This window comes from Mesorhizobium sp. P171375 (assembly GCF_057786075.1).
Window position 1 is genome coordinate 645462 of sequence record NZ_JBYNWF010000001.1, and the last position, 18479, is coordinate 663940.

20 protein-coding genes are annotated in these 18479 nt (G+C 61.1%); 8 read left to right on the plus strand and 12 right to left on the minus strand.

Features of this window, described 5'->3' with window-relative positions:
• Window positions 1–125 precede the first annotated feature (125 nt).
• Complete coding sequence (locus ACYHH6_RS03175) at window positions 126–974, plus strand: methyltransferase domain-containing protein (protein WP_352586507.1); 849 nt, start codon at window positions 126–128, stop codon at window positions 972–974.
• Between the two features lie 56 nt (window positions 975–1030).
• Here the strand turns inward: ACYHH6_RS03175 and ACYHH6_RS03180 are convergent, their stop codons facing one another.
• Genes ACYHH6_RS03180 through ACYHH6_RS03195 form a run of 4 tightly spaced genes read right to left on the minus strand, consistent with a single transcriptional unit; the run spans window position 1031 to window position 4385 of the window.
• The gene (locus ACYHH6_RS03180; protein ID WP_352586506.1) at window positions 1031–1660 is read right to left on the minus strand and encodes a class I SAM-dependent methyltransferase; all 630 of its coding nucleotides are present in this window, start codon (window positions 1658–1660) and stop codon (window positions 1031–1033) included.
• A complete protein-coding gene (locus ACYHH6_RS03185) occupies window positions 1657–2157 on the minus strand; it encodes a GtrA family protein (protein ID WP_352586505.1) in 501 nt (166 codons plus the stop codon). The genes ACYHH6_RS03180 and ACYHH6_RS03185 overlap by 4 nt, the downstream gene beginning before the upstream one ends.
• Before the next feature lie 4 nt (window positions 2158–2161).
• Window positions 2162–3166, minus strand: coding sequence for a glycosyltransferase (locus tag ACYHH6_RS03190; protein ID WP_352586504.1), 1005 nt, complete (start codon window positions 3164–3166; stop codon window positions 2162–2164).
• Window positions 3156–4385, minus strand: coding sequence for a glycosyltransferase family 2 protein (locus tag ACYHH6_RS03195; protein WP_352586503.1), 1230 nt, complete (start codon window positions 4383–4385; stop codon window positions 3156–3158). Before ACYHH6_RS03195 ends, ACYHH6_RS03190 begins: the two co-directional genes overlap by 11 nt.
• 387 nt (window positions 4386–4772) lie before the next feature.
• On the opposite strand from ACYHH6_RS03195, the gene ACYHH6_RS03200 reads away from it, so the two are divergent.
• From ACYHH6_RS03200 to ACYHH6_RS03215, 4 genes are all read left to right on the plus strand, one after another.
• Entirely contained in the window at window positions 4773–5069 is a 297-nt protein-coding gene (locus ACYHH6_RS03200; RefSeq protein WP_352586502.1) for a YciI-like protein, read from the plus strand.
• Window positions 5070–5157: 88 nt separating this feature from the next.
• Window positions 5158–5583, plus strand: a complete 426-nt coding sequence (locus ACYHH6_RS03205) for an EVE domain-containing protein (protein ID WP_112561238.1) — start codon at window positions 5158–5160, stop codon at window positions 5581–5583.
• Window positions 5538–6236, plus strand: coding sequence for a class I SAM-dependent methyltransferase (locus ACYHH6_RS03210; protein WP_352586501.1), 699 nt, complete (start codon window positions 5538–5540; stop codon window positions 6234–6236). The genes ACYHH6_RS03205 and ACYHH6_RS03210 overlap by 46 nt, the downstream gene beginning before the upstream one ends.
• Window positions 6237–6344: 108 nt before the next feature.
• Window positions 6345–6767 carry a DUF1761 domain-containing protein gene (locus tag ACYHH6_RS03215; RefSeq protein ID WP_352586500.1) on the plus strand — a complete coding sequence of 141 codons (423 nt, stop codon included), beginning with the start codon at window positions 6345–6347 and terminating at the stop codon, window positions 6765–6767.
• A gap of 31 nt (window positions 6768–6798) precedes the next feature.
• Here the strand turns inward: ACYHH6_RS03215 and gcvA are convergent, their stop codons facing one another.
• Window positions 6799–7743: a transcriptional regulator GcvA gene (gene gcvA, locus ACYHH6_RS03220; RefSeq protein ID WP_352586499.1), complete on the minus strand. Its 945-nt coding sequence runs from the start codon at window positions 7741–7743 to the stop codon at window positions 6799–6801.
• A 130-nt stretch (window positions 7744–7873) separates the two neighbouring features.
• On the opposite strand from gcvA, the gene ACYHH6_RS03225 reads away from it, so the two are divergent.
• A complete protein-coding gene (locus ACYHH6_RS03225; protein WP_352586498.1) occupies window positions 7874–8128 on the plus strand; it encodes a hypothetical protein in 255 nt (84 codons plus the stop codon).
• Window positions 8129–8295: 167 nt separating this feature from the next.
• Here the strand turns inward: ACYHH6_RS03225 and ACYHH6_RS03230 are convergent, their stop codons facing one another.
• Window positions 8296–8832, minus strand: a complete 537-nt coding sequence (locus ACYHH6_RS03230; RefSeq protein WP_352586626.1) for a L,D-transpeptidase family protein — start codon at window positions 8830–8832, stop codon at window positions 8296–8298.
• Window positions 8833–8977: 145 nt separating this feature from the next.
• On the opposite strand from ACYHH6_RS03230, the gene ACYHH6_RS03235 reads away from it, so the two are divergent.
• Window positions 8978–9661: a response regulator transcription factor gene (locus tag ACYHH6_RS03235; RefSeq protein WP_112561232.1), complete on the plus strand. Its 684-nt coding sequence runs from the start codon at window positions 8978–8980 to the stop codon at window positions 9659–9661.
• Between the two features lie 220 nt (window positions 9662–9881).
• Window positions 9882–10337, plus strand: coding sequence for a cyclic nucleotide-binding domain-containing protein (locus ACYHH6_RS03240; protein WP_352557000.1), 456 nt, complete (start codon window positions 9882–9884; stop codon window positions 10335–10337).
• Window positions 10338–10567: 230 nt separating this feature from the next.
• On the opposite strand, the gene ACYHH6_RS03245 is transcribed toward ACYHH6_RS03240, so the two are convergent.
• From ACYHH6_RS03245 to tesB, 6 genes are all read right to left on the minus strand, one after another.
• A complete protein-coding gene (locus ACYHH6_RS03245) occupies window positions 10568–11374 on the minus strand; it encodes an exodeoxyribonuclease III (RefSeq protein WP_352586497.1) in 807 nt (268 codons plus the stop codon).
• Between the two features lie 160 nt (window positions 11375–11534).
• Window positions 11535–12215, minus strand: a complete 681-nt coding sequence (locus tag ACYHH6_RS03250; protein ID WP_352586496.1) for an outer-membrane lipoprotein carrier protein LolA — start codon at window positions 12213–12215, stop codon at window positions 11535–11537.
• 152 nt (window positions 12216–12367) lie between these two features.
• A complete protein-coding gene (locus ACYHH6_RS03255; protein WP_352586495.1) occupies window positions 12368–15034 on the minus strand; it encodes a DNA translocase FtsK in 2667 nt (888 codons plus the stop codon).
• 503 nt (window positions 15035–15537) lie between these two features.
• A complete protein-coding gene (locus tag ACYHH6_RS03260) occupies window positions 15538–16968 on the minus strand; it encodes an ammonium transporter (protein WP_352586494.1) in 1431 nt (476 codons plus the stop codon).
• A 31-nt stretch (window positions 16969–16999) separates the two neighbouring features.
• Window positions 17000–17338 carry a P-II family nitrogen regulator gene (locus ACYHH6_RS03265; RefSeq protein WP_023670499.1) on the minus strand — a complete coding sequence of 113 codons (339 nt, stop codon included), beginning with the start codon at window positions 17336–17338 and terminating at the stop codon, window positions 17000–17002.
• A 217-nt stretch (window positions 17339–17555) separates the two neighbouring features.
• Window positions 17556–18431 (minus strand): acyl-CoA thioesterase II, encoded by an 876-nt coding sequence (tesB, locus tag ACYHH6_RS03270; RefSeq protein WP_192254745.1) that lies wholly within the window; start codon window positions 18429–18431, stop codon window positions 17556–17558.
• Window positions 18432–18479: the final 48 nt, after the last annotated feature.

Below are 18479 nucleotides of genomic sequence, written 5' to 3' on the forward strand. Positions count from 1 at the left end.
CGCTCCAGCCAGCTTATACGCAGCGGACTTTAGCCGCTGTTAGCGTTTTGCTTGTTAAGAAGGGGCTATATTCAAACACGGCAACCTGCCTTCTGCGACAATGCGGCGGCTTGAAAGGACATCGCGTGCTACAACCCAAGATGGCATCGGGCCTCGTCTGCCCAATCTGCTATTCTAAGCTTGGCACAAGCCAGGTTGCCCTGACCTGCGAATCTTGCCCTGCCACCTATCCCGTGCACAAAGGCATTCCATTCTTTGTCGAGTCGCCGGTGAGGGAGGGCTTCGACGCGAGCTTCCATGAAGAGGCGTATACCGGTACCAGTACGCGCGCCCGTCTCTACAATTCGCTGAAGCAGGTCATCACAAGCGAATATTCACCGCACGACACGCTGAATTCGTTTCTTGCTTTGATACCTCAGGACTCAATGATCGTTGAGTTCGGCTCTGGCGCACGGCGCGTTCGCTCCGATGTCCTCAATATTGACCTGTTCCCCACCCCGAACGTCGATCTGGTCGCGAATATCGAGCACACGCCGCTTGCAAGCAATTCCGTCGACTTCGTTATTCTGGACAGCGTGATCGAGCATGTTCCCAATCCGGAAGCGGTCGTCGATGAAGTGTTCCGTGTCCTAAGGCCGGGTGGAAAGCTGCTGTGCATCAACCCCTTCCTGTTCCCCTACCATGGCTATCCTGCCCACTACTGCAACTTCACCAAGGACGGGATCGAGCAACTCCTCCGGCGGTTCGGAAAGGTGGAGGTCCAGACACATCAAGGACCGACAAGCGCGATCGTCAACATCCTTTCGGAATATATCGGCGTCGTTGTTGGTCGAGAGAACCGAACCCGCTACATGGTAGCGAAAGCCGCGATCCTGACGCTGACATTCCCGTTGAAGTTTATCGACAAATTCCTGGTCGATCGCCCGGAGAGTCATCGGATCGCCAGCATGCTCGGCACCATCGCGACCAAATAGCGTGTCGTTGATCCGCGCGCTTACCGCCTCGCGACCCGCCAGGATCTACCAATCTACTACCAGCTGAGCAGTTCACAATAATTCGGCCGGTCCGGTAACGCCGATGCTCTTTTTGCTGTGGGGAAATGCCGTCTTGCCATGGCCGTGAAGTCCGAGCGTGAAAATAGCACGACATGCTTGTCTCCGGTAATGTGCCGGTCCGCAAGAAGCGACAAGGTGGCGCGTATTCCACCAGGCTCGATATCCTTCAAGATGATCTTCCGGCAGGCCCAGCGTTCGCAACTGTCGGCCAGCGATTTGAAGAATGCGTCGCGCCCATCGACCGGCACATGATGAATGACGTCGGAAATCGTCACAACATCATAAGATCCTTGCACGCTGGAAAGGTCCGTGGCGGGCAGAAGTTCGACCTTCGCCCGATTTGCGTTGCTTAGAAACGCACCGATTGAAGGTGCGAGATCGCACATCGTAACCATTAGGTCGGGGCGCCGATCAAGCAACCGGTCGACGAGCGCTCCATCCCCGCCGCCGATATCCAAAACCTTCGCGCCGTTCGGCAATTCGCGATCGAGAAAATCCGCAATTGCATTGAGATTGACGAAAACACGACGGTAGATGTCTCCGACCGGCTTGAAATGGCGGCCAAGAGCCCTGCGCATGATCTGTCCTGGCGGCAACATTCTCATTCCTCGTTTCCCGTGGTTGAGCGAGAGGATGTCGCCGGCAAGGTGACGGGCTTTAGATTGAACCGTGACCAGATAGCAAAATGCGCAACGACAACGTTCCAGATGAGTAACGCAACTGTGGCGATCGGAGACGCAATCGCAACACCAAGGCCGAGGCATGAACAGAGAAGCACCATCATGGCTACCGAGATCGGGTAGGCCGCAGCCACACCTGCCGCAAAACGCGCAAATGCTTTCAAGCGAAGTGGCTTGCCGAAGGTGAACCAGCTGTGAAGAGCGTATCCCGTAGGCATCACAGCCAGGAATGAAATCATGATGCCCACCAGGTAGTGCCCACCCAGCTGATCAACCGCAATCATGATGGCATTGTGCGCAATTGCGCATATCGCTCCCACCACAGTGTACCGCCATCCACGTTCCAAAAGCGGTCTTTCGTGAGCGCCGGCATGGTTGCTCTTGTCCACTTGTTTGTCGGCGATCCTGGCAGAGCTGAACATTGCCTCAGAACGCTCCTGTCAGTTTCGCGCGAAGCCGGCACATGACGCGCTCCAGCAATCGCGAATCGCGCAAGTAGCGCGTTAATCCCGTCGGCCCGAGCGACAGCATGGTGCGAGCCGCTCGAACCAAGGCCTTCAAGTCGCCGCCCGACGCAGCCGCCAGCGACACATTAACGCTGATCGATGCCCGAGCAGCAGATTCAATCTGGCGTTGGCTGCGCGCCGAAAGCCGGTACAGATGGCGCTCTAGGACAGTCTGCATTTGCGAACGGAATTCATTCGCATTACGCGACCCGGTTACAGTCAGCGAACCTCCATGAACCCGGAAGGCTGTGGTTATCTCTTGGTGATAAACGACAGATCCGGCAACAGCGAGCTTCGCCCACATATCCCAATCCGCCGTATACCAGAGCATCTCATCCATGCCCCCGCATGCCAGCCACGCACTCCGACGAAAGATCGGAGCAGGCACAGACACAAAATTCTGTATGAGAAGCCGTTCCAGCAAGAATTCAGATTCGAGCACCTTTTCGCTTGGCAAGGGACAGTTCCAGCATCCCATTCGCCGACCGTGGCGGTCAACGATCGCAGTCGGGGCTAAATGAAGCGCTGCTTCGGGTGCGTCCGCGAGCCAGCGTCGAGCGGCCTCAATGCGCCCGGGCAACCACAGGTCGTCTTGGTGGAGTATGCAGACATAATCGGCGGCGGCTAGCTCAACGCCCAGGTTGGTCTTCGACTGCCAAGGCCCGAGATCATTTCGCCGAAGCAGCCGGAACGCCGGCAGGTGGAGGAATCGCTCGACAATGGCAGCTGTGGCATTCGTCGGGCTGCTGTCGATAATGATTATCTGCAGGTCGCCAGTCAGCTCCGCAGCAAGTGAATCAAGTGTCGCTCCAATCCATGCCGCCCCGTCATGGACAGGCATGACGACCGACAGAAAAGGCTTTTCGGCCGCGCGGCTTACTGCTTGAATTTCCGCTCGCGAGGCTGCTGAAGGGTTAGAACTCATGTCTGGCGCTCAATGTATCAAGCAGCAACTTGAGCACGAAGCCGGATAGCACCATGGACATGCCGGCCACGCAGATAGTGGTGACCACAAAGGTCAGGTGCACTGATTGCTCCATGGGGCCGCCGACAAAAATCCAATGTAGCGCCAGTGCCACGTCCGCCGCGAAGCCGGCTGCCGCGAGTACGCCACCGGAAAAAACCAGCCATTCCAAAGGGCGACCGCGCGTCAGCCATGACACAATTCGACCGCTGTAGACCGGATGGTAGATGGCGATTGCCACCTTTGCCAGCATACCGAACAGGATCGCTGACAGGCCAATCAACGTCGCCATAGCCGAGAGCGCGACGAAGTGAATTCCGAAGTACCATCCGCCGATGCGAACAGGTCCGGCAGCGAGAACTGCCAGGCCGACAATGCCAGTGATCAGCAAGGTCAGCCCAGGCACGAGATACATGGTGTCCGGCGCGTGAGCAATAATGAGCCGCAAATGGCGCCAACCGTCGCGGAAGGAACGCAGATGCGGCGCGCGGTTTCGCTTGTCGGGGTAGAGCTTGATCGGCACTTCACGAATGCTCAGTCCAGCGCGATGCGCATTGATGATCATTTCCGAGGCGAATTCCATTCCCGGCGAGCGTGCGCCGATTTTCTGAAATGCCTCTCGAGTGAAGCCGCGCATGCCGCAATGGAAGTCGCGGATCGGAGATTTGTGCAGCCAGCGAGCGATGGTGGACAGGACGGGATTGCCCAGGTAGCGATGCAACAGCGGCATGGCGCCCGGCTCGATACCGCCGGCGAACCGATTGCCCATGACAAAGTCCGCACCCAATTCCAACGCATCGATGAAATCGCCGAGCTGGCTCCAGTCGTAGGAATCATCGGCATCGGCCATGATGAGATATTTGCCCTCGGCTGCCTCAGCCGCGGCACTGATTGCCGCGCCATAGCCCTTTACCGGCTGATGGACGACGCGCGCTCCCAACTGTTGCGCAATCTCCACCGACCTGTCCGTGGAGCCATTATCGCCGACGACGACTTCCCCCTTGACGCCGCGCCTCGAGAAGGCATCGAAAGCTTTGCGGATGCAGATGCCAATCGTCAATTCTTCGTTCAGGCAAGGAATGATTGCAGAAACGAGAACACGCTCGGTCTCCATGCTGGCCGTGAAAGCAGGCGTGGCGTCGTCGATCCTGCTTGTCATGTCACCCGCGATGCTCTCCATGGCGTCCTCTATTCAGGCGTTCTGGAAGAACCAGCCCATCCCCACAACTGACCCGCTGGGAGCGTATCATATCGAAAATTGATTATCTTTGACTTACGAAATATCCCATCGCGCCTCATGAGCCAGTAATCGCAAAGGCCAGGCGCTGTTTTTTCGCAATACAGCGCTGTTGCCTGTGTCTGCTCTTTCGGGCGAAGCGATATCGTCTGTGACTTTCATCAAACTCAAGTGGATCAATCATTTCAATGCCTTGGCCTTGGGCGGGGCGGAGATCCACGCGACAGATCGTCATTTGGCATTGACCGGAAGGCACCATAAAAGCAAAAACGCGGTTTCGGCAGTTCAAGGCGAACTGTAGTCGCAATCCCAACCCGGAGTTTCGAAAGCATGCTGTTTGCGTTGATTTGCAAGGACAAGCCCGGCAGCCTGCAGGTGCGCGTCGACACGCGGCCCGCCCATGTCGCCTTTCTCGAGGGCTTGAACACCGACAACACATTGGCCTTTGCCGGTCCGTTCCTCGATGCCGACGGCAAGCCGAACGGCAGCCTCGTCGTCGTCGAGGCGCCGGATCTGGCCGGTGCGCAGGCGCTGTCGGCCGCCGACCCCTATGCCAAGGCCGGGCTGTTTGAAACCGTCGAAATCCGCCAGTGGAACTGGACCTTCAACAAGCCGGCGGCTAGTTAATTCCGGCCACGCCTGGAGCAATTCCAGGAAAAGTGTGTAACGGTTTTCCGTCCGGAATTGCGCAAAAAATAGTAGTTGGAGCAAAGACATGAACTACTGGCTGTTCAAATCCGAACCTTCGGTCTTTTCCTTCGAGGCGCTGAAGGCCAAGGGCAAGGCTGGCACGCAATGGGACGGCGTGCGCAACTATGCGGCGCGCAACAACATGAAGGCGATGCAGATCGGCGATCTCGGCTTTTTCTACCATTCCAATGAGGGGCTGAACGTCGTCGGCATTGCCGAGGTCTGCGCGCTTGCCCATCCCGACAGCACCACCGACGATCCGCGCTGGGAATGTGTCGACATCCGCGCCTTCAAGGACGTGCCTAACCCGCCAACGCTAGAACAGGTCAAGGCCAATCCGAAACTCGCCGAGATGGCGCTGGTCAGGCTCGGGCGGCTTTCCGTACAGCCGGTGACTCCGACCGAATGGAAGGAAGTCTGCCGCATGGGCGGCCTGACGCCCGCTCCGTGACGGTCCTCACGCCGAACAGCGCGAAAAAGTTCATTCTCGACAACACGGCGCTGATGACGCCGCCGCACGTGCCGGAAATTTTTCTGCGCCTTGCCGATGAGGCGCATGACCTCTGGCAGCGAACCGAGGACGAGTTGGCCGAAATCGGCTTGCCGCCGCCCTTCTGGGCCTTTGCCTGGGCCGGTGGCCAGGGCCTTGCCCGCTATATCCTCGACAACCCGTCTGAAGTGCGCGGCAAACGTGTGCTCGACTTCGCTTCCGGCTCCGGGCTTGTCGCCATCGCCGCCGCCAAGGCCGGTGCTGCACAAGTGATCGCCACCGACATCGACCCGTTCTGCGAAACGGCGATCCGCCTCAATGCCGAAGCCAACGGCGTTGCCATCGAATTTTGCGGCACCGACTGCATCGGCACCGATGCCGGCTGGGATGTGGTGCTGGCCGGCGACGTGTTCTACGACAGATCCTTCGCCGACACGCTGATGCCGTGGTTTTCGACACTGAAGGCGCACGGCGCCGACATCCTCGTCGGCGATCCCGGCCGCTCCTACATGCCGAAGGTAGGCCTGGAGCCGCTGGCCATCTACGAAGTGGCGGTGACGCGGGCGCTGGAGGATTCCCTGGTCAAGCGCACCACGGTGTGGCGCTTCGCTTGACGGCACTGCCGAACAGGCATTCCATCGCGGGATTGATTTGAGAATACGCATGTCGTTATCCCAAGACCGCTCAACACTTTTGGGCGACATGCTTGAGGGGAGGACTTTATGGATTTTTCAGCAGTGAACTGGCTGGCGGTCGTTGTCGCGGCCGTGGTGGCGTGGCTGTTCGGCGCCGTCTGGTACATGGCTTTGAGCAAGCCGTGGCTGAAGGCGGCCAAGCTCGATCCGGCGACGATGAGCAAGTCGAAGCTGCCCTTCGTCATCTCCTTCATTGCCGAACTCATCATGGCGCTGGTTGTTGCTCTGGTTGTCGGCGCCATGACCGGCGGCGAGCCGGCCCTTGCCGCCGGCCTGGTCTTCGGCTTCGTCCTCTGGCTCGGCTTCGTCGCCACGACGCTGACGGCCAACCACCGCTATGAGAATTTCGGCTGGGACCTGACCCTGATCGACGGCGGCCACTGGCTCGGCGTGCTTTTGATCATCGGCGCGGTGATCGGCTGGTTCGGCGCACCGGTCGTCGCCGGCTGAGACCTTCCAAAAGTCGAGGATGACCTATTACTCATCCCAGGTCCGGCGCGTCGGGGTCCGGCTGCGGGTTGTGGACTTCGCCCAGGATCCAGTCCTTGAACGCGATGATCCTGGCATCGTTTGCCGACGCGGCTGGATAAACCAGGAAATAGGCGAACTCGGCCGCGACCTTGAGGCCGAGTTCGAATGGCCGCACCAGCCGTCCCTCCGACAGGTCGTTGGCCACCATGGCGAAATCGGCGAGCGCCACCGCATTACCGTCGAGCGCCGCCTGCACCGCATCTGACGAAGAGCCGAAAACGATGGTCCGGCTGTCATCAAAATCGTCGATGCCGGCCGCCGCCATCCACATGCGCCAGTTCGGCCAGGTCACGCCCTGGCGCGCCCATACGATATGGGCAAGCGTGTGCCGGAACAGATCGCGTGGCTCTCGAAGCGGGGGACCGGAGGTCAGCAAAGCCGGGCTGCACACCGGAATGATGATGTTGTCGAACAGACGGTGGCTGACAATGCCCGGATATTTCCCGGTGCCGAAGCGAATGCCGATATCGACGTCGTCGCGCTCGAAATCGCGCACCTCATAGGTGATGTCGAAGCGAAGTTCGATCCCGGGCTGATGCTTGCGGAAATCGTCAACGCGCCGCATCAGCCATTTGGTTGCAAATTGCGGGTCGAGCGTAATTTTCAGGAGCGCCATGCCGCGCGTCATCTTTTGTGCCCGCGACACCGCCCGGTTGAGCAGGTCGAGCGCATCGAGCGAGGCTTCGAACAGCACCGTGCCTGCCTCGGTCAACCGGATGGTCCGGCTGGTGCGGGTGAACAGAACGATGCCGAGCTGATCCTCGATTTCCTTGATCTGGTGGCTGACCGCGGCCGGCGTCAGCCCGAGCTCATCCGCGGCCCGGGTGAAATTGAGGTGCCGGGCCGCCGCTTCCAGCGTCCTCAGTGCGCGGGTTCCGGGCAGCAGGCGGGCCAATCGATCTCCAAATAAAACTTGATGATATGGAGAAAACTACTCGTTTCTCCTTTGTCTTTCAATCCGACATGATGGACGCAATCGAAACACCATCAAACCGGATTTGATGTCCGGAGGAACGGATCACACCATGTCCACCGTCGCTTTTCATTCGCCGATCGCCCGTCCGACCTGGTTGCGCGCCGTGCTCGACTGGCTTCGTCACGCCAGGGTCGCGATCCACCTTACCCAGCAAAATGTCGTCCACCAGGACGTCGAGGATCTCTCCGACCGCGAGCTGCGCGACATTGGCGGCGAACGCAAGGATGTCGCCCGCGCCATGGACCGGGAGTTGGGCAGGCTGGGACTGCTGGATATCGGCTGGCAGAGGAATAGGCAGTGGTGAATAGGCAGTAGGCAGTAGAGAAAAATGAGGCGGCACCGACACCCGGCCCTACTGCCTACTGCCTACTGCCTACTGCCTACTGCCTACTGCCTACTGCCTACTGCCTACTGCCTACTGCCTACTGCCTACTGCCTACCGCCTACTGCCTACCGCCTACTGCCTACTGCCTACCTAACCACCCTCATCACCGTCCTGTCCGAAATCAGCGGCAACAGCCGCGCCATCGTCCGCGCGGTTACCGCCACGCAGCCTTGCGTCGGCGTGAAGCCGGGACGCGCCAGGTGGAAGAAAATGGCGCTGCCGCGCCCGCGCCGGCGCGGCGCCATGTTCCAGTCGAGCACCAGGCAGGCATCGTAGAGGCGGTCGTCGCGCCGCATCCGCTCATGGCTAGCGCCGTAGGGGATTTTCACCGGCCGGTTGTAATTGCGGTCGTCCGGCACCTCGCACCAGCCGAGATCTGGGCCGATCGGCGCCATTGCCAGCCGGGTTTTGCGGGCCGCCGGAAAATGATCGCCCCGAAAATATCCCGATAGAATCCGCATCTCGCCAAGCGGCGTCGCGCCATCGCCCTCGCGCTTGTTGGCGGAGATGCCACCGCGTCCGAGCGCGCACGCGAACACCTTGCTGCCGGCCTGCAAAATCCCCTGGCTTGGGTTGCCGGGCCTCGCCCGTACCACCAGCACCCGCAGCCCTTTAGGCAAAATTGCGCCGGCTGCATTGCGAACGCGTTTTTTCTTGTATGATCGTGTCACGGAACAAATCACTGTGATCGGACTGTTGCGCCGGTCAGCTTCCGCATAAATGGGGGTCGGTCAACTGAAAATTCTTTTCAAAACAACGGATTGATCCATGACATCACGTACCATTCTTATCGTTGACGACGATGACGACCTGCGCGGAACCCTCGTCGAGCAACTCGCCCTTTACGAAGAATTCGACGTGCTGCAGGAAGCGACCGCCGCCAAAGGTGTTGCTGCTGCGCGCGGTGGGCTCATCGACCTGCTCATCATGGATGTCGGCCTGCCCGACATGGATGGCCGCGAGGCAGTGAAGATCCTGCGCAAGGGCGGCTACAAGGCGCCGATCATCATGCTGACCGGCCACGACACCGATTCCGACACGATTCTGGGCCTTGAGGCCGGCGCCAACGACTATGTCACCAAGCCGTTCCGCTTCGCCGTGCTGCTTGCCCGTATCCGCGCGCAACTGCGCCAGCACGAGCAGAGCGAGGACGCCACCTTCTCGGTCGGTCCCTATACGTTCAAGCCCAGTCAGAAGCTTCTGATCGACCAACGCGGCGCCAAGGTGCGGCTGACGGAGAAAGAGGCCTCGATCATCAAATATCTCTATCGCGCCGACCAGAAGGTGGTAACGCGCGACGTCTTGCTCGAGGAAGTGTGGGGCTACAATTCCGGCGTCACCACGCACACGCTGGAAACCCACGTCTACCGGCTGCGCCAGAAGATCGAGCGCGATCCTTCCAATGCTGAAATTCTTGTGACAGAAAGCGGCGGCTACAAGCTGGTTCCTTAAACATTTCATTATCCAATAGGCGGTCGGGGCAGGACTGTTTTCGGGTACGATCCGGCTGGGGGAGCATGGATCGACCCCGCGCATCAGCCCAAAATCGATTCGGTTTTGGGGAAGAACGCTGCGCAGATTGAAAAATGTTGGAGCGTCCTTTGCGTGGCCAGGAGGACGCGTGGCGCTCTAAGGGAGGGATTGGACTGACCGTTCGGGGACGCAGCTAGAGATGGCGCTGGATGACGACATCCGCATCCTGTCCGCCGTGAAGCTCTTTGAGGGTTTCACGCAGGAACAGCTGCGCCTGCTCGCCTTCGGCGCCGAAGCCACGCATCTGCAGGCCGACCACAAGCTTTACCGCGAAGACGACGAGGCCGATTCGGCCTATATCGTGGTCAGCGGCCGCATCGTGCTCTATCGCGAGCAGAATGGCGAACGCGTCCCGATCGGCACCGCCGGCCCCGGCACGATCCTGAGCGAACTGGCATTGATCGCCGACACCAACCGGCTGACCAGCGCATCGGCCGAGATCGATTCGGAAGTGATCCGCCTCAGCCGCAAGATGTTCCGTCGCATCCTCGAGGAATATCCCGACGTGGCGGTGAAACTGCACCAGCGCATCCTGGACGATTTCCAGGCCATGATCGCCCGCATCGAGAAGCTGGCGCCGCGGTTTGGCGAGTGAGACGCGGCGCGCCGTATCGTTAGAAACGCATGAGGGACAGCACCTCTCTGTGGCCTGCCGGCCATCTCCCCCGCAAGGAGGGAGATCGGATGTCATCACGGCTTTCGCCAATCTCCAACGCTTAAACCCTGACGCGACATTTGAACTGCCAATCTCCCCCCTTGCGGGGGAGATGTCCGGCAGGACAGAGGGGGGTGTGAAGGATCGCTACAGATGAATTCCTTTGTAGCCTACTCCAAATCAAATCTTGCAATCACCGGCACATGGTCCGACGGCCGATCCCAGCCGCGTGCGGCGCGCAGGATTTCGTAGCCGGCAAAACTTGGCACCAGGTTCGGCGACGACCAGACATGGTCGAGCCGGCGGCCGCGATTCGACGCTTCCCAGTCCTGCGCCCGGTAGCTCCACCAAGTGTAGAGCTTTTCTTCAAGCGGCACGTTGAGCCGCATCAGGTCGACCCAGTCGCCGGCCATCCGCATCGCCTCGAAATTTTCCGTCTCGACCGGCGTGTGGCTGACGACGTTGAGCAATTGCTTGTGCGACCAGACATCGTGCTCCAGCGGCGCGATGTTGAGGTCGCCGACCAGAATCGAGGCTGACACCTCATCATGCGCGGCGCGGATGGCGTTCATCTCGGCGACGAAGTCGAGCTTGTGGCGGAACTTGCTGTTGATCTCGGGATCGGGCTCGTCGCCGCCGGCCGGCACATAGAAATTGTGGATCAGGATCGCCTTGCCGCCGGCTTGTACCTTGACCGACAAATGCCGACTGTCGTCGATCTCGCAGAAGCGCCGCTTTTCGACAATCTCGATCGGCCGCCGCGCCACCGTCGCCACGCCGTGATAGCCCTTCTGGCCGTGGAAGGCGATGTGCTCGTAGCCCGCCTTGCGGAAGGCTTTTTCCGGAAACAGCTCGTCGGGAACCTTCGTCTCCTGCAGGCAGAGCACATCAGGCGCCTGCTCCGCCAGCAGCCGCTCGACGATCGGCATGCGCAGGCGCACGGAGTTGATGTTCCAGGTGGCGATGGAAAAGGGCATGCAGGAGTCCGGTCCGAGGCAGCGAAAATCCCGCCGGGACAGCCCGACAGGACATTGTGCCTATGAAATTGGTCCTGGAACTACTGCCAGCCACACGATCTAAAAACAAGCAGGCGTTAACCGCCAACGGCGCAGGAGGAATGCCCGCAGCGGCAGAACACTATCTGGTCTTGGTGTTCAGCTCGCGGTTCGCCGTATAATCGATGGCAAAGGTATCCGCAGGGAAACTGACGCCTTCCTTGGTGTTGTAGATCATCACCGTGGTGTCCTTGCCCTGTGCGTCGGTGATGGTCCACTGGCGCAGATCATAGGATTTCGGATCGAACATCATCGTGATCTTCGAATTGCCGAACACCGACTTGTCGGCGAGCTGGATGGTGGTGAGGTCGCTCTCTTCCTTGATCGATTTGACGCGCCCGCCGGAGAGGTCGATTTTGGTGTCGAGCAAAAGCTTCAGCGGCGTCTTCGACAGCGGATAGAGATCGGACGTGTTCAGCCGCTTGTTGAGGATGACCACCGACTTGCCGTCGGAAATCACCCGGAAATTCGACTTGCCGTCATAGTTGAAGCGGATTTTGCCCGGCCGCTCGAGGAAGAACTTGCCGCCGGTCTGCTGGTTGTTAGGCCCGAACTGGACGAACTCGCCGCTCATCGATTTGACCGAGGAGAAGTGGTCGGCGATCTTTTGCGCCGTCGGCGGCACCGCCGCCTGCGCAGAGGCCAGAAGCTGGAACCCCGGCATGACATTGACGGCCGCGGCGCCGGCAAGAACCAGGCCAAGGCCGAGCAGCTGGCGGCGGTTTGGAGCGAAATCGCTGAGCGCGGAAGGATCGTTTTTCATGCCGGTCACTCTCGTGTGGTGTGTGTCTCGTTGCAGTCCGTGGACCCCCAGTTAGACTTAAGTTTGGCGGCCGAACGGCACTCTGTCGCTTGAACGCGCCAAAAGGTTCAAGGTTGCCGCCGGGCGGTCTTTGCCCCGGCGCTATTGGCCAATCAGAACTTGTCGTCCTCCGTCGGCACCAGGATCTCGCGTTTGCCGGCATGGTTGGCCGGGCCGACAATGCCTTCCTTCTCCATCTTCTCGATGATCGACGCCGCGCGGTTGTAGCCGATGCCGAGCCGGCGCTGGATGTAGCTGGTCGAGGCCTTGCCGTCGCGCAGCACCACGGCCACCGCCTGGTCGTAGGGATCGTCGGAATCCTCGAAATTGCCGCCACCGCCGCCACCGCCCTTGCCTGACGGCTCGTCGTCATCGTCTTCGCCGTCATCTTCGGTGATGGCGTCGAGATATTCGGGCACGCCCTGCAGCTTCAGATGCGCGACGATCCTCTCGACCTCGTCGTCGGAAACGAACGGGCCGTGCACGCGCTGGATGCGGCCGCCGCCGGCCATGTAGAGCATATCGCCCATGCCCAGCAGCTGCTCGGCGCCCTGCTCGCCCAAAATGGTGCGGCTGTCGATCTTCGACGTCACCTGGAAGGAGATGCGGGTGGGGAAATTGGCCTTGATGGTGCCGGTGATGACGTCGACGGACGGGCGCTGGGTGGCCATGATGACATGGATGCCGGCGGCGCGCGCCATCTGCGCCAGGCGCTGCACCGCGCCTTCGATGTCCTTGCCGGCGACCATCATCAAATCGGCCATCTCGTCGATGATAACGACGATATAGGGCATCGGCTCGAGGTCGAGATTCTCAGTTTCGTAGATCGCCTCGCCGGTCTGGCGGTCGAAGCCGGTCTGCACGGTGCGCGAGATTTTTTCGCCCTTCTTCTCGGCCAGTTGCACGCGCGCGTTGAAGCCGTCGATGTTGCGCACGCCGACCTTGGACATCTTGCGGTAGCGGTCTTCCATCTCGCGCACGGTCCATTTCAGCGCCACCACCGCCTTCTTCGGATCGGTGACGACAGGCGTCAAGAGGTGCGGGATGCCGTCATAGACCGAGAGTTCAAGCATCTTCGGATCGATCATGATCAGCCGGCAGTCCTGCGGCGTCAGCCGGTAGAGCAGCGACAGGATCATGGTGTTGATGGCAACCGACTTGCCGGAGCCGGTGGTGCCGGCGACCAGCACGTGCGGCATCTTGGCTATGTCGACGATGACCGCCTCGCCATTGATGGTCTTGCCCAGCGCCAGCGCCAGCTTGGCCTTGGTCGTTTCGAAATCGCGGCTGGCCATGATCTCCCTGAGATAGACGGTCTCGCGCTTGGCATTCGGCAGTTCGATGCCGATGGCGTTGCGGCCGGGCACCACGGCGACACGGCAGGCGATGGCGCTCATCGAACGCGCGATGTCGTCGGACAGGCCGATGACGCGCGACGATTTGATGCCGGGCGCCGGTTCCAGCTCATAGAGCGTGACCACCGGGCCGGGCCGGACGGCGATGATCTCGCCTTTGACGCCGAAATCTTCCAGCACACCTTCGAGCAGGCGCGCATTCTGCTCCAGCGCGTCCTTGGACAGGCTGGCGTCGCGCACCACATTCTTCGGTTCCGACAGGAAATGCAGCGACGGCATTTCGAACGTTTCCGAGCCGATCAGCGAGGTCTGCGCCTCGCGCTGGACGCGGGCGCCAGGAGCGGGACGCGGCGCAGGTGCTGCAACACGGGTCGCAGCATCGGAGCGGAAGTTCTGCATCTTGGCATTCGGCGCGGCACGGCGTTGGACCGGCTCGTCGTCGAGATCGACCTCTTCGTCACCATTGTCGAACCCGGCATCGAGGACGTCGTCATCGTCCGGATCGACGGAAACGCTGCGGTCATTGACCATGGCGGCGAAGAATTCCGGCTCGACGCGGGCTCGGCCATCCGGGCTCATCCGCGCTTCGGCGAATTCCGCCGATTCGACCCGTTCGGCGGCACGGCGCCATGCGGTGGAGCGCTGCTCCATCTCCGGTTCGTACTCGTCGCGCTCCTGCTGGCGGCGCACAGCCCGGCGGTGCATCCAGGCACGGAACGACAGCCACCAGTGCGTAATTGCGCCGAGCGCCAATATGCCTTCGTCGCCCTCGTCCTCGTCTTCGTCGAAGAGCAGGTCGTCCTCTCGGGGATCGGGCTCGGCAGTGCGCTCCATGACGGCAAAGCCGTTCTTGCGCGCAATCAGCGCCGAGCCATAGGCAAACAGCCACAGCGCCGGCGCCATGAGCACCATGGCAATGATGCTGGCAACGAGGCCGGTCGGGTAGCCGCGAATGAGCAGGCCGGGGATGTTAAGCACCATGTCGCCGAACACGCCGCCGAGGCCGGTCGGCAGCGGCCAGGTCTTGGGCGGCACCACGCAGCCGGCCATCGCCGCCGCAAGCAGCGCGAAGCCGAACCAGGCGAGGCCGCGCTTCGGCAGCCTGTCGACGCCACGCGCCGAAAACAGGAGAAAGCCCCAGATCACCGCCGGCACCAGCGCGGCGACCGCCGCAAGGCCGAAGAATTGCATGGCGAGGTCGGAGAACACCGCGCCCGCATAGCCCATGGCATTGGTGACGATGTTGTCGGTGGCGTGCGAGAAGCTCGGATCGGCGACGTTCCAGGTGGCCAGCGCCGCGACCCCAAAGGCGACCAGCGCAAACAGGCCGGCGCCCACCAGCCGCCCGACCTGGCGGCGCGCGAATGCCTGGATGCCGTGCCCCGTATCGGTCAGCGCGAGCGGTGCTGAAGCCCCTGAACGCATGCTCTTCCCCGTCTGTTTTTGCCTGGCCGGGCGCATGACGCACTCCGGCAGATTCGAACGCCAGACTATCGGGGGGAAGGTTAAGGCCGCATTAACTATAAGGCCGCGGGCAACGATCTTGCACAGAGCGCGCAACGGCCGTTTCGACTCATGCCTGCTGCGATAAAGGGATGCCAGCGGTGACACCGGACAGTTTTTCACGCTTTGACAGCGTCGGCTTCTCATAGGCTTTTTTCATGGTGAGACGTCCTGTTCGAGTGAGGTCGCGAATCTCGCGATCTTCCACGAGGTGTCACACCGGTCCGGCGCTTGCATCCCCCGCGCGGGGGACGCTGGGGCCATCACTTGCGTCGATCATCGGTTGGCGCCGCCGAGCGCCCGGATGACGGTACTGCAAAAAAAGAGGCCCGGAATGACCCGGGCCTCAAAGCGTGAGCCCTTTTCGGGAGCGTCACGACGGGATGGGAGAATGCGGGGGCGGCCGAGGCCGCCCCCGGGAAGGCTTACGAGTGATAGGCCGCTTCGCCATGCGAGGTCAGGTCGAGGCCTTCGCGCTCGGCGTCGGCCGTCGGCCGCAGACCGATGATCAGGTCGACGATCTTGTAGAGGATGGCGCTGCCGATGCCCGACCACAGCAGGGTCACCAGGACGCCCTTGCCTTGCGCCAGAAGCTGTGTGGCCGTGCCGGCATAGCCGGCGGCAAAGTCGGCGGTCGAATAATCGACGATGCCGGCGCCGCCGAGGGCGGGATTGACCAGTATGCCTGTGCCGAGCGCACCGATGATGCCACCGATGCAATGGACACCGAAGACATCGAGGCTGTCGTCATAGTCGAACGTGTTCTTCACCACCGAGACGAAGAAGTAGCAGACGAAGGTGGCGACGATGCCAAGCACGATGGCACCCATCGGGCCGGCAAAACCGGCCGCCGGCGTGACCGCGACGAGGCCGGTGACCGCGCCCGAAACAGCGCCGAGCATGGAGGCTTTGCCGCGCAGCAGCGATTCAAGCACGATCCAGGTCACTGCCGCCGCCGCCGTGGCGACGAAGGTGTTGATCATGGCCAGCACCGCATAGGCGTTCGCTTCGAGGTTCGAACCGGCGTTGAAGCCGAACCAGCCGACCCACAGCAGCGAGGCGCCGACCATGGTCAGCGTCATCGAGTGCGGCGCCATGATGTCCTTCTTGTAGCCGATGCGCTTGCCGATCATCAGCGCGCCGACGAGGCCGGCAATGCCCGCATTGATGTGAACGACCGTGCCGCCGGCGAAATCGATGGCGCCGAAGCCGAAGATCAGGCCGGACGGGTCGGCATAGGCGCTCGGGCCCCCCCAGAACCAGACCATGTGCGCGATCGGGAAGTAGATGACCGTCACCCAGAGGATAACGAAAAGGATCAAGGCGGAGAATTTGACGCGTTCGGCGAAGGCGCCAACGATCAGGGCAGGCGTGATGCAGGCGAAAGTCATCTGGAAGACGACGAACACCAGTTCAGGAATGGCGACGCCCTTGCTGAAGGTTTCCGACAGCGTCGACACATTGACGCCGGAGAGAAACATCTTGGAGAGGCCGCCGACGAAGGCGTTGCCCGGGGTGAAAGCGAGGCTGTAGCCGTAGAAAACCCAGATGATCATGACCACGCTGGTGATGGTGAAGACCTGCATCAGCACCGACAGCATGTTCTTGGTGCGAACCAGGCCGCCGTAGAAAAGCGCAAGGCCGGGAATGGTCATCAACAGCACCAGCACGGTGGAGATCATCATCCACGTGGTGTCGCCCTTGTCGACGGTAAAGGCCGGCGCCGCTGGCGCTGCCGCGGCGACGGCGGGTGCCGCTTCCTGCGCCAAGGCAGCAACCGTGCCCAATGCTCCGAGCGCGAACGAGCCCAGCAGCGCGGAGCGCGCCACTGTCTTCAAGGTGGAAGGAATATTCATTGAACTCTCCATTGGAATACGTGTTCGCCGCTTAGAGCGCGTCGGTGTCTGTTTCGCCGGTACGGATGCGTACCGCCTGATCGATGCCGAAGACGAAGATCTTGCCGTCGCCGATCTGACCGGTCTTGGCCGCCGCCGTGATGGCTTCGACGGCCTTGTCGACCAGGTCGGTGCTGACCGCGACTTCGATCTTGATTTTCGGCAGGAAACTGACCGCGTATTCCGCCCCGCGATAGATTTCCGTGTGTCCCTTCTGACGCCCGTAGCCTTTGACTTCGGTGACGGTCAGGCCCTGGATGCCGACGGCGGTGAGCGCTTCGCGCACCTCGTCGAGCTTGAACGGCTTGATGATTGCCATCACGATTTTCATAAGGTTTCACCCTTTGCTGTTGCGGTCCCCCGCGTTTTACACCTTCACCGATCCCAAAGAGCCCGGAGAGTGCCCAACAGGATTCAAGCTCCGTGCCAGTTGCCGAAGCAGTGTTTTAACTCATTGTAAACAAACGGATTGACCGGGCCGCAGCAGCGCGGTGCACATTGTCACCGGACAGTCACTGATTAAAAAATGGGCAATTTTTAGAAAATGCCTATTCGGCAGGCGGACGCTTCAGGCGGATCAGGCCTTCCTGGGCAACCGAGGCGATCAGCGTGCCGTCACGGGCAAACAACGAGCCGCGGGTGAAGCCGCGCGACCCTTGCGTCGACGGGCTGTCCTGCGTGTACAGGATCCAGTCGTCGAGCGGATGGCTGCGGTGAAACCACATGGCGTGGTCGAGGCTCGCCGCCTGGATGTCGCGGTCGAAAATGGCGCGTCCGTGCGCAAAGGTCGAGGTGTCCAGCAACGTCATGTCCGAGAGGTAGGCAAGCACCGCAGCCTGTATGCCGCGGTCGGCCGGCACCGGGCCGGTGGTGCGGATCCAGATGTTCTGCTGCGGCTCCAGCTTTTCGCGGCTGGTGTAGTGTTTCAGCATCACCGGCTTCATCTCGATCGGCCGGTCGCGCTCCCAGTAGCGCCTGATGCCTTCCGGCACCGCCTCGCCGAATTTGCCCAGCAATTCGCGCTGCGACAACAGGCTGTCGGGCGCCGGCACGTCGCGCGGCATCGGCAGCTGATGCTCGAGGCCGACCTCGTCCTGCTGAAACGAGGCCTCCAGCGAAAAGATCGCCTGGCCATGCTGGATCGCCACCACGCGGCGCGTGGTGAAGGAGCCGCCGTCGCGGATGCGGTCGACCTCGTAGACGATCGGCACCTTGGTGTCGCCCGGCCGCATGAAATAGCCGTGCAGCGAATGCACATGGCGCTCGGGCTCGACCGTGCGCTGGGCGGCGACCAGCGCCTGGGCGATGGTCTGGCCGCCGAAGACGCGCTGCCAATCGAGCTTTGGGCTGCGACCACGGTACAGATTGTGTTCCAGCTGCTCGAGGTCGAGAATGCTGAGAAGCTCGTCCATGGCCGCTGTCATGCTTCGTGACCTCGCCTTAAAGATGCTATGGCGGTTTCGGACAGGAAT

Excerpts from the sequence above, each read along its gene's own strand:
- ACYHH6_RS03240 (WP_352557000.1), top strand. The coding sequence starts at position 9,882 with ATGGCGCTGGATGACGACATCCGCATCCTGTCCGCCGTGAAGCTCTTT.
- ACYHH6_RS03255 (WP_352586495.1), bottom strand. The coding sequence starts at position 15,034 with ATGCGTTCAGGGGCTTCAGCACCGCTCGCGCTGACCGATACGGGGCAC.
- ACYHH6_RS03185 (WP_352586505.1), bottom strand. The coding sequence starts at position 2,157 with ATGTTCAGCTCTGCCAGGATCGCCGACAAACAAGTGGACAAGAGCAAC.
- ACYHH6_RS03195 (WP_352586503.1), bottom strand. The coding sequence starts at position 4,385 with ATGGAGAGCATCGCGGGTGACATGACAAGCAGGATCGACGACGCCACG.
- ACYHH6_RS03180 (WP_352586506.1), bottom strand. The coding sequence starts at position 1,660 with ATGAGAATGTTGCCGCCAGGACAGATCATGCGCAGGGCTCTTGGCCGC.
- ACYHH6_RS03225 (WP_352586498.1), top strand. The coding sequence starts at position 7,874 with ATGTCCACCGTCGCTTTTCATTCGCCGATCGCCCGTCCGACCTGGTTG.
- ACYHH6_RS03190 (WP_352586504.1), bottom strand. The coding sequence starts at position 3,166 with ATGAGTTCTAACCCTTCAGCAGCCTCGCGAGCGGAAATTCAAGCAGTA.
- ACYHH6_RS03245 (WP_352586497.1), bottom strand. The coding sequence starts at position 11,374 with ATGCCCTTTTCCATCGCCACCTGGAACATCAACTCCGTGCGCCTGCGC.
- ACYHH6_RS03215 (WP_352586500.1), top strand. The coding sequence starts at position 6,345 with ATGGATTTTTCAGCAGTGAACTGGCTGGCGGTCGTTGTCGCGGCCGTG.
- ACYHH6_RS03265 (WP_023670499.1), bottom strand. The coding sequence starts at position 17,338 with ATGAAAATCGTGATGGCAATCATCAAGCCGTTCAAGCTCGACGAGGTG.
- tesB (WP_192254745.1), bottom strand. The coding sequence starts at position 18,431 with ATGACAGCGGCCATGGACGAGCTTCTCAGCATTCTCGACCTCGAGCAG.
- ACYHH6_RS03260 (WP_352586494.1), bottom strand. The coding sequence starts at position 16,968 with ATGAATATTCCTTCCACCTTGAAGACAGTGGCGCGCTCCGCGCTGCTG.
- ACYHH6_RS03250 (WP_352586496.1), bottom strand. The coding sequence starts at position 12,215 with ATGAAAAACGATCCTTCCGCGCTCAGCGATTTCGCTCCAAACCGCCGC.
- ACYHH6_RS03200 (WP_352586502.1), top strand. The coding sequence starts at position 4,773 with ATGCTGTTTGCGTTGATTTGCAAGGACAAGCCCGGCAGCCTGCAGGTG.
- ACYHH6_RS03210 (WP_352586501.1), top strand. The coding sequence starts at position 5,538 with ATGGAAGGAAGTCTGCCGCATGGGCGGCCTGACGCCCGCTCCGTGACG.
- ACYHH6_RS03235 (WP_112561232.1), top strand. The coding sequence starts at position 8,978 with ATGACATCACGTACCATTCTTATCGTTGACGACGATGACGACCTGCGC.
- ACYHH6_RS03205 (WP_112561238.1), top strand. The coding sequence starts at position 5,158 with ATGAACTACTGGCTGTTCAAATCCGAACCTTCGGTCTTTTCCTTCGAG.